We start from the raw sequence: 12,662 nt of genomic DNA, 5'->3' as shown, positions 1-12,662 counted from the left end.
CGCCGCGCCATGTTTCAAGGACTTCGCACGATGACGAAACACCCGATCCTGCTGCTATCGCTCGGATCTGCGCTGCTGCTCGGCGGCTGCATGGGAACCGAGAATCGTGGTCTCGAATCGGTCCACCAGCCGGTCGTGAGCCGCGCCAACTATGCGCTCGACCTCGGCACCGCCGGCGGCACGCTGGCGCAGGGCGAGGCACGGCGGCTGGCAGGCTGGATGACGACGATGCGGGTCGGCTATGGCGACCGCGTCGCGATCGACGATCCCGCGGGCGAAGCACCGATGGCGCGCGCCGAGATCGCCGACGTCGTCGCGGGCTATGGCCTGTTGCTGTCTCCCGACACCCCGGTCACGCAGGCGCCGGTCAGCCCCGGCGCGATCCGGATCGTCGTCACGCGGATGCGCGCCGATGTCCCCGGCTGCCCCGACTGGTCGCGCGACGCAAGCATCGACATCGCCAGCCATACGTCGTCCAACTATGGGTGCGCGATGAACCGCAACCTCGCGGCGATGGTCGCGCGGCCCGAGGATCTCGTCCGCGGCTCCGGCGACGCCGAGACCTATGACCCGGCCTCCTCGTTCAAGGCGATCGATGTGTATCGCCGCGCGGTGCCGACCGGCGCAAACAACGCGCTGCGGTCCGAAACCACAGGGGGCAAGTGATGAACGCACCCTGGAAACCCGCAGGCATCGCGCACCGCGAACCCTTCGCCGCCTATGTCTGCGACGAGGCGACCGCCGAGGCGTTGCGCCCGATCGCGGCCGAGCTCGGCTGGTCGGTCGACAAGGTCAGCAAGGGTGGCCTGCGCAACGCGATCCAGTCGCTGTCGGTGTCCGCCAGCCCGCAGATCCTATTCGTCGACCTCGCCGAATCGGGCGATCCGCTCAACGACATCAACGCCCTGGCCGAAGTGTGCGAGCCCGGCACGGTGGTGATCGCGGCAGGCCAGGTGAACGATGTCCGGCTCTACCGCGATCTCGTCGCCAGCGGGATCCAGGACTATCTGCTCAAGCCGCTGCATCCCGACATGCTGCGCGAGGCGTTCGGCCATGCGCAGGCGATGCTCAGCGCGCCCAAGCATGTCGAACATGCCCCGGCGCGTCCGCAATGCTCGATCGCGATCATCGGCACGCGCGGCGGCGTCGGCGCATCGACGATCGCGACGTCGGTCGCCTGGCTGATCGCGGAGAAGGAACAGCGCGCGACCGCGCTGCTCGATCTCGACGTGCATTTCGGCACCGGCGCGCTGTCGCTCGATCTCGAGCCGGGCCGCGGACTGACCGATGCGATCGAGAATCCGAGCCGGATCGACGGGCTGTTCATCGAGCGCGCGATGGTCAAGGCGTCGGAAAAGCTGTCGGTGCTGAGCGCGGAGGCGCCGATCAACGCGCCGCTGATGACCGACGGCGCCGCCTTCTACCAGTTGCAGGAGGAGATGTGCGCGGCGTTCGACTGCACCATCGTCGACCTGCCGCGCGGCATGCTGGTCCAGCATCCGCATCTGATCAGCGAGGTCCACCTCGCGGTGCTCGTCACCGACCTGACGCTGGCGGCGGCGCGCGACACGATCCGCCTGCTGTCGTGGATGAAGTCCAACGCGCCGAAGACCCGGGTGCTCGTGCTCGCCAACCGGATGCATGCCGGCGGCCAGCTCGAGATCAGTCGCAAGGATTTCGAGGGCTCGATCGAGCGCCGGATCGATCATGTCGTGGTATTCGACCAAAAGCTCGCGGCGCAGGCCGCCAAGCTCGGCAAGCCGATCGTCGAGGCCGGCAAGACGTCGAAGACGATCGCGCCGATCGTCGCGCTCGTCACCGAACTGATGGTCGCGGTCGACGCCACCGGCACGGAGGCGGCGAGCGCCAAGACGCCTCGCCGGTCGGGCGGCGTCTCGTTGCTCGGCAAGTTCAGCGACCTGAAGGGGCTGATGGCCAAGCGGGCGACCAAGTCGTGACGCCGCGCGGGTCGCGGATGCGCGCCGATCGGGCGCAGAGGGCCTAGGCGGCGATGGACATGCTTCCCGTCATCATGGTCGCGCTGGGCGGCTGCACCGTGCTCGGCCTGCTCGTGTTCGCCTTTGCCGGTCCCTCCACCGGGCGCGCCCAGACACGCCGGGTCGCGTCGCTGCGTCTGCGCCACGGCGATGGCGTCGCCATGCCCGAGGCGCAGATGCGGCGGATCGCGATGGCGGGCGACACGCGGATGGATCTGGCGGTCGGGCGGTTCCTGCCCAACCGTGCCGAGCTTGCCAAGCGCCTGGCGATGACCGGCAAGGACTGGACCGTCGGCCAATATGGCATGGCGACCGCGGGGCTGACGCTGGTCGTTGCGTTCCTGATGCTGGTGCGTGGCATGCCGATCTTCCTCGCGCTGTTCGTCGGCCTGTTCGTCGGCATCGGGATCCCGCATCTGGTGGTCGGCAAGGTCCTCAAGCGCCGGGTGGCCAAGTTCACGCAGAAGTTTCCCGACGCGATCGAGCTGCTGGTGCGCGGCTTGCGCTCCGGTCTGCCGATCAGCGAGACGATCGGCGTCGTCGGCGCCGAGGTCGATGGTCCGGTCGGCGAGGAATTCCGATCGGTCAGCGACAAGATGAAGATCGGCCGGACGATGGACGTCGCGCTGCAGGAGACCGCGGACCGGCTCGGCACGCCCGAATTCCAGTTCTTCGTCATCACCATCGCGATCCAGCGCGAGACCGGCGGCAATCTGGCCGAGACGCTCGCCAATCTCGCCCACGTATTGCGGATGCGCGCGCAGATGAAGCTGAAGATCAAGGCGATGTCGTCCGAGTCCAAAGCATCGGCCTATATCATCGGCGCGCTGCCGTTCATCGTGTTCGGGCTGATCTGGTTCATCAACGGGACGTACATGCAGAAGTTCTTCATCGACGAACGGCTGATGGTGATCGGCATGGGCGGGCTGTGCTGGATGGCGATCGGGTCGTTCATCATGTCCAAGATGATCAGCTTCGAGATTTAGGAGCAGGATGATGGGTGAGACCGCCGGACCTATGCTGCTAGGATTCGACGTCCTGTGGGTCGCGACGATCCTGTCGGGAATCGCCGCCTTCGCGGTGATGGTGGCGATCTATGCCGCCACCACGGTCAGCGATCCGATGGCCAAGCGGGTCAAGGCGCTCAACGATCGTCGTGAACAGCTTAAAGCGGGCATCACCGCCTCGACCAAGCGCCGCGCCAAGCTCGTGCAGCGCCATGATGCCGCGGACCGTATGCGCGGCTGGCTGTCGTCGATGAAGGTCCTGCAGGACAGCCAGGTCAAGGCGGTCCAGGTCAAGCTGGCGCAGGCGGGAATCCGGTCGAAGGAATGGGCGCCCGCGGTGATCTTCGGGCGGCTCGTTCTGCCGATCGTGATCGGCGGCGCGATGGTCATCTGGGTCTATGGCACGGACGGCTTCGCGACGTGGAGCCCGCTCAAGAAATACGGTCTCGTCGCGGTCAGCTTCATCCTCAGCTACAAGGCCCCCGACCTGTATCTCGACAACAAGATCACCAAGCGCACCGATGCGATCCGCAAGGGCCTGCCCGACGCGCTCGACCTGCTGGTGATCTGCGCGGAAGCGGGGCTGACGATCGATGCCGCGTTCCACCGCGTGGCGCGCGAACTCGGCCGCGCCTATCCCGAACTGGGTGAGGAATTCACGCTGACCGCGATCGAACTGGGCTTCCTGACCGACCGGCGCAGCGCGTTCGAGAATCTCGCCGGCCGGGTCAAGCTCGACGCGGTGAAGGGCGTCGTCACGACGATGGTCCAGACCGAGAAATACGGCACCCCGCTCGCCTCGGCACTCCGCGTGTTGTCGAACGAGTTTCGCAACGAACGGATGATGCGCGCCGAGGAAAAGGCCGCGCGGCTGCCGGCGATCATGACCGTGCCGCTAATCCTGTTCATCCTGCCCGTGCTGTTCGTCGTCATCCTCGGGCCGGCGGCCTGTTCGATCTCGGATGCGTTGCTCAAGAGCTGAGGCAACCCCAGCCGCAGCGGTTCGTTGAGCCCCCGTAACAGGAGGGTTTTCACGATGCCGTTGTTTTCCACACCGACGCAGTTCGCCGCACTGGGGCTGGTCCTGATCGCGGGCTGGCTGCTGGGCCTCGCCAGCCATCCCGGCGGCAAGAAGTGGAAGGCGCGCTACCTCGCCGAGCGCGATGCACATGGCGCGACCCGCAAGGAGACCGACCTGCGTGCGAGTGCCGCCGAACAGCGTGCGGTCGAGGCGGAGCATGAGAATGCGCGATTGGTGAAGGCGGCAGCGGCAGCGCCGGTGGCTGCACCGGTCGCCCGGACGACGGCGGCGCCCGTCTCGCGGGACCGGGATGTGGCCTATTCGGACGGCTATGCAACATGCCGGCCGGGCTATGCGACCGACGGCACCAAGCGCGGCTGGTTCGACTTCAACCAGCGTCGGTGAGGATTCGGGGGGCGCCGTCCCCCCAAAGTTTGTTCTCCCGCGAAGGCGGGAGCCCAGTCTGGATCCCCGCCTTCGCGGGGAAACACTCTTTTGCACTACCTTGGCGGAGGCCGGGGCCCAGTTGGGGACGTTTGGTAACTGTGGAGGGTCCCTAGTTACTCTGGACATTCCACCTGGGCCCCGGCCTCCGCCGGGGTGGTTGGTTACTGCTTGTTCAGCGCCGCCTGCGCCGCCGCAAGCCGCGCGATCGGCACGCGGTACGGGCTGGCCGAGACGTAATCGAGCCCGACCTTCTCGCAGAACGCGATGCTCGCCGGGTCGCCGCCATGCTCACCGCAGATGCCGAGCTTGATGCCCGAGCGCGTCTTGCGGCCACGTTCTGCGGCGATCTCGATCAGTTCGCCGACACCCTCGACGTCGATGCTGACGAACGGGTCCTTCGCATAGATGCCCTGCTCGACATAGGCGCCGAGGAACCGCGCCGCGTCGTCGCGGCTGACGCCCAGCGTCGTCTGCGTCAGGTCGTTGGTGCCGAACGAGAAGAACTCGCCGACTTCCGCGATCTCCCCTGCCCGCAGCGCGGCGCGGGGCAGCTCGATCATCGTGCCGACCAGATATTCGATCGTCCGGCCCTTGTCGGCGAAAACCGCCTGCGCGGCCTTGTCGACGACCGCCTTCATCAGCTCCAGCTCGCGGCGGGTCGCCACCAGCGGGATCATGACCTCGGGAATCGGGGCCGCGCCGGACTTCTCCGCGACGTCGACCGCCGCCTCGAAGATCGCACGCGCCTGCATCTCGTAGATCTCGGGATAGGTCACGCCGAGACGGCAGCCGCGATGGCCAAGCATCGGGTTGAACTCGTGCAGCTCGGCCGCGCGACGCTTGAGCGTGTCGACGTCGATTCCCGCCGCGGTCGCGACCTCAGCGAACTCGGACTCCTCGTGCGGCAGGAATTCGTGGAGCGGCGGATCGAGCAGGCGGATCGTCACCGGCAGCCCGGCCATCACCTCGAGGATCTCGGTGAAGTCCTTGCGCTGTTCTGGAAGCAGCTTCTCGAGCGCGGCGCGACGGCCCTTCTCGTCGCTCGCCAGGATCATCTGGCGGACGTTGGTGATGCGGCTGCTCTCGAAGAACATGTGCTCGGTGCGGCACAGCCCGACGCCTTCCGCGCCGAACTCGCGGGCGACCCGGCAATCCTCGGGCGTCTCGGCATTGGCACGGACCTTGAGGCGACGAACCTCGTCCGCCCAGGTCATCAGCGTGCCGAAATCACCCGACAGCTCGGGCTGCACGGTCGCGACCGCGCCGATCATCACCTCGCCGGTGCTCCCGTCGATCGTGAGCAGGTCGCCCTCCTTCACCTCGCGGCCGCCGCAGCGCATGATCTTCGCCTTGGTATCGATCGACAGCGTGCCCGCGCCCGAGACGCACGGGCGCCCCATGCCGCGTGCGACGACCGCCGCATGGCTGGTCATCCCGCCGCGTGCGGTCAGGATGCCGCGCGCCGCGTGCATCCCATGAATGTCGTCGGGCGAGGTCTCGGTCCGGACGAGGATCACCGCGACGCCGTCGGCGGCCTTCTTCTCCGCCGCATCCGCATCGAACACCACCGCGCCCGAGGCTGCGCCCGGCGAGGCGGGAAGCCCCTTGGTCAGCACGTCGCGCTTGGCATTGGGATCGAGCGTCGGGTGGAGCAGCTGGTCGAGCGCCATCGGCTCGACGCGCAGGATCGCCTCCTCGCGCGTGATCAGCCCCTCATTCGCCATGTCGACCGCGATCTTGAGCGCGGCCTTGGCGGTCCGCTTGCCCGCGCGCGTCTGGAGCATCCAGAGCTTGGTCTTCTCGACCGTGAACTCGATGTCCTGCATGTCGCGGTAATGGTTTTCGAGCGTGTCGAACACACCCGCGAGCTGGCCGTACACCTCGGGCATCGCCTCTTCCATCGAGGCGGCCTTGGCGCCGGCGTCCTCGCGCGCGACCTTGGTGAGATATTGCGGGGTGCGGATGCCCGCGACGACGTCCTCGCCCTGCGCATTGATCAGGAACTCGCCGTAATAGGCGCGGTCGCCCTTCGACGGATCGCGCGTGAACGCGACGCCAGTCGCCGAGGTGTCGCCCATGTTGCCGAACACCATCGCCTGGATGTTGACCGCAGTGCCCCAGCTGGCGGGGATGTCGTTGAGCCGGCGATAGACCTTCGCGCGCTCCGACTGCCACGAGCCGAACACCGCACCGACCGCGCCCCAGAGTTGGTCGTGGACGTCCTGCGGGAAGGGCTTGCCCCAGAGTTTCTCGACGAGGCCCTTATATTCGGTCACCAGCGCGCGCAGGTCGTCCGCGCTCAACTCGGTGTCGAGCGTGAAGCCCTGATCTTCCTTGGCGATCTCGAGCGCTTCCTCGAACGCGCCGTGATCGAGCTCGAGGACGACGTCGGCGTACATCTGGATGAAGCGGCGATAGCTGTCCCAGGCGAAGCGCGCGTCCTCGGACTTGGCGGCAAGGCCCTCGACCGTCTCGTCGTTGAGCCCGAGGTTGAGGACGGTGTCCATCATTCCCGGCATCGAGGCGCGGGCACCCGAGCGGACCGAAACGAGCAGCGGGTCAGCGGCGTCGCCGAACATCTTGCCGGTCACGCCCTCGATATGCGCGAGGCCGGTGGCAACCTCGTCACGCAGGCCCTGCGGGAACTGGCCGCCCTCGTCATAATAGACCGCGCAGAAATCGGTCGAGATCGTGAAGCCCGGCGGCACCGGCAGGCCGATCGACGCCATCTCGGCGAGGTTCGCGCCCTTGCCGCCGAGCAGGTTCTTGTCGCCCTTGCCGCCGTCCGAAACACCGCCGCCGAAACGGTACACATATTGGGTCATCGCAGGTCCTCTAGGTGTTGTTGCGCGCAAGGCGGCAGAGATTGTCTTTGCAAGCGGGGCGGTCAGCCCTCGATCTTCGAAAAGTCCGCGACGTTGTGCACTGCGGCGCGAATACGCTCAAGTAGCGCGAGACGGGCGGAGCGCTTGGCGGGGTCGGCATCGTTGACGATAACGCTATCAAAGAACGCATCGATCGGCGCCCGCAGCGACGCGAGCGCCGCCATCGCGGCGGCGAAGTCTTCGGCCGCGATTGCTGCAGTTGCGCGGGGTTCCGAGGAGTCGAGCGCGGACTGGAGCGCGGCCTCTGCGGGTTCGGGCGCATACTGATCCCTCTCCCCTGCGCGGAGAGGGGGAGTAGAAGGGGCTTCCTTCTTCAGAATATTGGCCGCGCGCTTGTAGCCGGCGAGGAGGTTCTTCCCATCCTCGGTCGATATAAAATTCGCGAGCGCTTTGGCCCGCGCTTCGACCCGATCAATGCGGTCGTCGCTTCCAGTGCCCCAACCGGTGGAAGCTTGGACGTAATCATAGCGGATGCCGGCTTCGCGCAGCTGAACGCCGAGGCGATCATGCAGAAAGTCGGAGAGTATTATACCGAGCGCAGCATTCTCTTCCCCAGACCAGGCGCGAGCTGCCGCGTCGATCTTGAATTTGAGATTGGCCGTTTGAATGGTCCGCAAGACACCTAGAGCGGCCCTTCGCAAAGCGAACGGGTCTTTTGAGCCAGTTGGAAATAGCTTCACGGCAAAGAACGAGAATAGCGTATCCAGCTTGTCCGCCAGGCTGACCGCGACCGTCACCGGGTCAGTCGGGACATCATCGCCCTGCCCGACCGGCTTGTAATGGTCGCGGATCGCGGCAGCGACGGCGGGGTGCTCGCCCTGGGCTGCGGCGTAGTAGCCGCCCATCAGGCCCTGCAATTCGGGGAACTCGCCGACCATGCCGGTGACGAGATCCGCCTTGGCGAGACGGGCGGCGCGCTCGGCAAGATCTGCAAGCCCCTCCCCTTCAGGGGAGGGGTTGGGGTGGGGGCTGTCCGCGGACACGGACTTGGGCATTTGCGGAGACTCCCCACCCCCGGCCCCTCCCCTGAAGGAGAGGGGGGCAGAAGTGACGATACCCTCTTCGACCAGCCAGCGTGCGAGCTTGGCGATGCGGTCGACCTTGTCCGCCACCGTGCCGAGCTTTTCGTGGAAGACGATCTTCTCGAGCTTCCCCGCCTGCTCTTCGAGCGGCACCTTCAGGTCGGTGTCGTAGAAGAATTTCGCATCCGACAGACGCGCGGCGAGGACCTTGCGGTTGCCCTCGACGATCTTCGCGCCGCCGTCGTGCGCGGCAATGTTAGCGGTACAGACGAACGCGTTCGCCAGAGTCCCGTCGGCGCTGCGGCAGACGAAATATTTCTGGTTCACGCGCGCGGTGAGCTGGATCACCTCGGGCGGCACGTCGAGAAACGCGGGATCGAACCGGCCGAGCAGCGGGATCGGCCATTCGGTGAGCCCGGCATTCTCGGCGACGAGGCCCTCGTCCTCGATCAGTTCGAGCCCGGCCTGCATCGCCGCCTCGCGCGCATGATCGCGGATCAGCGTCGCGCGCTCGTCCTGGTCGACGATGACGTGGCAGGCGCGCAGCTTCTCGACATAGTCGTGCGCGCCGCCAATCGTGATCTGGTACGGATGGTGGAAGCGGTGGCCGAGCGTGGCAGCGCCGCTTGCGATGCCGGCGATCTCGAACGGCACGATCGTCTCGCCGAGCAGCGCGACGATGCCCTGCAGCGGGCGGACCCAGCGCAGCGATTCGGTGCTGGCGGACGCATCGCCCCAGCGCATCGACTTGGGCCAGGGAAACGCGCGGACGATCGCGGGGATCGCCTCGGCAAGCACGTCCGCGGTGGCGCGGCCGGGCTTTTCGGTGATCGCGAACAACGTGCCGCCGCGATCGACCAGCTGCTCGCGCGTGAGGCCGGTCTTGCGCAGGAACCCTTCGAGCGCCTGCGGGGGCGCCGACGTCTTTGGCCCCTTCACCTCTTCGGACACCGCAGCAGTCTCGATCGGCAGATCGCGCGCGATAAGTGTCAGGCGGCGTGGCGTCGCGTAGGTGACGATGGCGCTGGTGACGATGCCGGCCTTGGCGAGCTCGACGCTGAACAGCCTTGCGAGATCGTCCCGCGCCTTCGCCTGCATCCGTGCGGGAACTTCTTCGGAGCGGAGTTCTAGGAGAAAATCGGTCATTTGAATTCGCACGCGAAGAAGGGAGAATTTTGTTCACGCGGAGACGCGGAGACGCGGAGCAGAAGGGGAGAAGAAAGGTCTGGGGCGCTGCGCGCGGCTGTTCGACGCCGTAGGCGTCTCTCACCATGCTGGATCGTGGGCGCTAAACCGCAGAAGCGCGACACGTCGCCGACCCTCTTCTCCGCGGCTCCGCGTCTCCGCGTGAACCCATCTTCTACCACGCGTATCACGCCGCCCATCCGTGTTTGTCCATCCAGGCGGCGCAGGCGCCTTTCGCCAAGTCGCGGACGCGGCCCATATAGGCCTGGCGTTCGGCGACCGAGATGACGCCGCGGGCCTGGAGCAGGTTGAAGACGTGGCTGGCCTTGATCGCCTGCTCATAGGCCGGGATCGGCAGCTTTGCGGCGAGCGAGTTCTCGCATTCGGCGACGTGCTTGCGGAACTGGTCGAACAGCGAGTCCGTGTCGGCGACCTCGAAGTTCCACTTCGACATCTCCTGCTCATTCTCCAGGAACACCTCGCCATAGGTCACGCCTGCGTCGTTGAACGCGAGGTCGTACACCGAGTCCTTGTCCTGGATATACATCGCCAGCCGCTCGAGCCCGTAGGTCAGCTCGCCCGCGACGGGTTTCATGTCGAAGCCGCCCATCTGCTGGAAATAAGTGAACTGAGTCACCTCCATGCCGTCGCACCAGACCTCCCAGCCGAGCCCCCAGGCACCGAGCGTCGGGCTCTCCCAGTCGTCCTCGACGAAGCGGATGTCGTGCTTCAGCATGTCGATGCCGATCGCAGCCAGCGAGCCCAGATACAGCTCCTGGAGGTTCGCAGGGCTCGGCTTCAGGATTACCTGATACTGGTAATAATGCTGGAGCCGGTTCGGATTCTCGCCATAGCGGCCATCCGTGGGACGGCGACAGGGCTGGACGAACGCGGCATTCCACGGTTTCGGCCCGAGCGCGCGGAGCGTCGTGGCGGTGTGGAAGGTGCCCGCACCCATTTCCATGTCATAGGGCTGCAGGATCAGGCACCCGTGATCACTCCAATAGTCATGGAGCGTGAGGATCATGCGCTGGAAGCTGAGAGGCTTTTTCAGGGGCTGGGTCACGCGCGGGCTTTGGCGGATGGGGGTGCGCGAGGCAAGTGGTGCGTTGCGATCGCGCATCCTACATGGGGCCGACCAACGATGAGGATGCCCTCCCCTTGAAGCTGTTTTCCCGACTCGCGCCGCTTCGCTCCGCCCCGCTGCGCTCGACGCTGTCCGCCATTGCGATGGCGTTCGCGCTGCCCGCCTGCGCGCAGGTCGCGCCGAAACCGGCGCAGGCCGCCAACGATGCCGATCCCGCCCTGTGGGTGGTGAAGGACAAGGACACGACGATCTACCTGTTCGGGACGATCCATGTGCTCAAACCCGGCATGACCTGGTTCGACGAGGCGGTGAAGACCGCGTTCGACCGGTCGCAGCAGGTCGTGCTCGAGCTGGTGATGCCCGATCCCGCCAAGATGCAGACCCTGGTCATGGCGACCGGCGTGACGAAGGACGGGCCGACGCTGACCGAACAGCTGCCCGCGGACAAGCGCGCCGCCTATGCCAAGGCGGTGACCGATCTGGGGCTGCCGGCGAACGCGTTCGACCGGTTCCGGCCCTGGCTTGCGGCGACCAACCTGTCGATCGCGCCGCTGTCAAAGCTTGGCTATGACGCCGCGAACGGGCCCGAGCAGGTGATCACTGCCGCGGCCAAGGCGGCGGGCAAGCCGGTGACGGGCCTGGAGACCGCGGAGCAGCAACTGGGCTATTTCGGCGGGCTGTCGCAACAGGCACAGCTGCAGTTCCTCGGCAGCACGATCGACGAACTGCCCAAGCTCGAGACGACGATGGCGACGATGGTCGACGAATGGGCGAAGGGCGATCCGGAGGCGCTCGCGCGCGAAATGAATGAGAGCCTGAAAGATTCGCCCGAGGTGGCAAAGGCCCTGCTGGTCGATCGCAATGCCCGATGGGCGGAGTGGGTCGCGAACCGGATGAAGTCGCCGGGGACGGTGTTCGTCGCGGTCGGCGCCGGGCATCTTGCGGGCGCCGATAGCGTTCAGGCACAACTGGCGAAGCTCGGCGTGAAGGCGGAGCGGGTTACGTATTGAGCGACTTACCCTCTCCCCCCGGGGGGAGAGGGAGGGAGGAGCCGTAGGCGACGGAAGGCTGAGGGCACGCGTTTGGGGCACACCGTGCCCTCACCCTCCCACGTGCAAGAGCACGCGGGCCCTTCCCTTTCCCCCGAGGGGAGAGAGTGTAGTTGATTAAAACGTGCACTTCCGCTATGCGCCCGCGCTTCCGGTCCATGGTCATCCCTGGAGGCGTGGGCGGGAAGAACAACAAACGAGTTTCGGAGAATATCGATGAGCGACCAGTTGACGCTCGCAGCCGAGACGCGTGACCGGGTTGGCAAGGGAGCCTCCCGGGCGCTGCGTCGTGATGGCCGCGTGCCTGCCGTGATCTACGGCCTGAACAAGGAACCCACCTCGGTTCACCTCGAGGAAAAGGCGCTGATGAAGGCGCTGATGACCGGCCACTTCATGAATTCGGTCGTGATGGTCAACGGCGTGCGCACGCTGCCCAAGGACGTTGCGTTCCACCCGGTCACGGACCGCCCGATCCATGTCGATTTCCTGCGCATCGGCGAGCATTCGACCGTCACGGTCGCCGTACCGATCGTGTTCACCGACGAGGACGATGCCCCCGGCATCAAGCGCGGCAAGGGTGTGCTCAACATCACGCGCCATGAGGTCGAGCTGGTCGTCGACGCATCGGACATCCCGAGCGAGATCACGATTTCGCTCGCCGGCATGGAAATCGGTGATTCGATCCACATCAGCGACGTGACGCTGCCCAAGGGCGCGACGCCCGCGATCGACGACCGCGACTTCGCGATCGCCACGATCGTGCCGCCGACTGTCCCGACCGTCGAGGACGAAGAGCTCGAGGCTGAAGTCGCCGAGGCGCAGGCTGCCGAAGCTGCTTCGGACGAAGAGCCCGTGGTCGAGCCTAACGACGATCACAACGACGACGACAAGATCACGCCGCAGAAGAAGGACTAATCTCCTTCGTCTTCGGACGATCTGGCGGGCGGGAAAGCTAGGGCTTT

Annotated in this window: 10 protein-coding genes; 7 read left to right on the top strand and 3 right to left on the bottom strand. The window is 66.2% G+C overall.

Translation table 11 applies throughout. From position 1 onward, the window contains the following. The first annotated feature begins 30 nt into the window (after positions 1 to 30). The 5 genes from NEF64_RS05100 to NEF64_RS05080 are packed head-to-tail and all read left to right on the top strand — an operon-like array spanning position 31 to position 4,430. A complete protein-coding gene (locus tag NEF64_RS05100; RefSeq protein ID WP_056406075.1) occupies positions 31 to 666 on the top strand; it encodes a CpaD family pilus assembly protein in 636 nt (211 codons plus the stop codon). Then, positions 666 to 1,958 carry a CpaE/TadZ family protein gene (locus tag NEF64_RS05095; protein WP_031441589.1) on the top strand — a complete coding sequence of 431 codons (1,293 nt, stop codon included), beginning with the start codon at positions 666 to 668 and terminating at the stop codon, positions 1,956 to 1,958. Before NEF64_RS05100 ends, NEF64_RS05095 begins: the two co-directional genes overlap by 1 nt. 53 nt (positions 1,959 to 2,011) lie before the next feature. After that, positions 2,012 to 2,983, top strand: a complete 972-nt coding sequence (locus NEF64_RS05090) for a type II secretion system F family protein (protein ID WP_031441588.1) — start codon at positions 2,012 to 2,014, stop codon at positions 2,981 to 2,983. A gap of 7 nt (positions 2,984 to 2,990) precedes the next feature. Continuing rightward, positions 2,991 to 3,986 (top strand): type II secretion system F family protein, encoded by a 996-nt coding sequence (locus NEF64_RS05085; RefSeq protein WP_192070668.1) that lies wholly within the window; start codon positions 2,991 to 2,993, stop codon positions 3,984 to 3,986. A 54-nt stretch (positions 3,987 to 4,040) separates the two neighbouring features. Then, the gene (locus NEF64_RS05080; protein ID WP_056406074.1) at positions 4,041 to 4,430 is read left to right on the top strand and encodes a hypothetical protein; all 390 of its coding nucleotides are present in this window, start codon (positions 4,041 to 4,043) and stop codon (positions 4,428 to 4,430) included. A gap of 203 nt (positions 4,431 to 4,633) precedes the next feature. Here the strand turns inward: NEF64_RS05080 and ppdK are convergent, their stop codons facing one another. The 3 genes from ppdK to NEF64_RS05065 all read right to left on the bottom strand — a co-directional run bounded on the left by ppdK (position 4,634) and on the right by NEF64_RS05065 (position 10,591). Then, positions 4,634 to 7,297: a pyruvate, phosphate dikinase gene (ppdK, locus tag NEF64_RS05075; protein ID WP_056406073.1), complete on the bottom strand. Its 2,664-nt coding sequence runs from the start codon at positions 7,295 to 7,297 to the stop codon at positions 4,634 to 4,636. Positions 7,298 to 7,359: 62 nt separating this feature from the next. Beyond that, entirely contained in the window at positions 7,360 to 9,525 is a 2,166-nt protein-coding gene (glyS, locus tag NEF64_RS05070; RefSeq protein ID WP_252574675.1) for a glycine--tRNA ligase subunit beta, read from the bottom strand. 226 nt (positions 9,526 to 9,751) lie between these two features. Continuing rightward, a complete protein-coding gene (locus NEF64_RS05065) occupies positions 9,752 to 10,591 on the bottom strand; it encodes a glycine--tRNA ligase subunit alpha (RefSeq protein WP_056406361.1) in 840 nt (279 codons plus the stop codon). A gap of 203 nt (positions 10,592 to 10,794) precedes the next feature. Between NEF64_RS05065 and NEF64_RS05060 the strand changes: the two genes are divergently transcribed. Together NEF64_RS05060 and NEF64_RS05055 are read left to right on the top strand one after the other, a co-directional pair. Continuing rightward, positions 10,795 to 11,661: a TraB/GumN family protein gene (locus NEF64_RS05060; RefSeq protein ID WP_056406359.1), complete on the top strand. Its 867-nt coding sequence runs from the start codon at positions 10,795 to 10,797 to the stop codon at positions 11,659 to 11,661. Positions 11,662 to 11,916: 255 nt separating this feature from the next. Further along, a complete protein-coding gene (locus NEF64_RS05055) occupies positions 11,917 to 12,615 on the top strand; it encodes a 50S ribosomal protein L25/general stress protein Ctc (protein ID WP_056406071.1) in 699 nt (232 codons plus the stop codon). Positions 12,616 to 12,662 lie beyond the last annotated feature (47 nt).

Origin of the sequence: Sphingomonas aerolata, from assembly GCF_023935825.1 — a bacterium.
GTDB lineage: Bacteria > Pseudomonadota > Alphaproteobacteria > Sphingomonadales > Sphingomonadaceae > Sphingomonas > Sphingomonas aerolata.
This window is presented reverse-complemented; position numbering and strand designations above follow the sequence as displayed.

Excerpts from the sequence above, each read along its gene's own strand:
- NEF64_RS05055 (WP_056406071.1), top strand. The coding sequence starts at position 11,917 with ATGAGCGACCAGTTGACGCTCGCAGCCGAGACGCGTGACCGGGTTGGC.
- NEF64_RS05080 (WP_056406074.1), top strand. The coding sequence starts at position 4,041 with ATGCCGTTGTTTTCCACACCGACGCAGTTCGCCGCACTGGGGCTGGTC.
- NEF64_RS05100 (WP_056406075.1), top strand. The coding sequence starts at position 31 with ATGACGAAACACCCGATCCTGCTGCTATCGCTCGGATCTGCGCTGCTG.
- NEF64_RS05085 (WP_192070668.1), top strand. The coding sequence starts at position 2,991 with ATGATGGGTGAGACCGCCGGACCTATGCTGCTAGGATTCGACGTCCTG.
- NEF64_RS05095 (WP_031441589.1), top strand. The coding sequence starts at position 666 with ATGAACGCACCCTGGAAACCCGCAGGCATCGCGCACCGCGAACCCTTC.
- NEF64_RS05065 (WP_056406361.1), bottom strand. The coding sequence starts at position 10,591 with ATGATCCTCACGCTCCATGACTATTGGAGTGATCACGGGTGCCTGATC.
- NEF64_RS05060 (WP_056406359.1), top strand. The coding sequence starts at position 10,795 with ATGGCGTTCGCGCTGCCCGCCTGCGCGCAGGTCGCGCCGAAACCGGCG.
- glyS (WP_252574675.1), bottom strand. The coding sequence starts at position 9,525 with ATGACCGATTTTCTCCTAGAACTCCGCTCCGAAGAAGTTCCCGCACGG.
- ppdK (WP_056406073.1), bottom strand. The coding sequence starts at position 7,297 with ATGACCCAATATGTGTACCGTTTCGGCGGCGGTGTTTCGGACGGCGGC.
- NEF64_RS05090 (WP_031441588.1), top strand. The coding sequence starts at position 2,012 with ATGGACATGCTTCCCGTCATCATGGTCGCGCTGGGCGGCTGCACCGTG.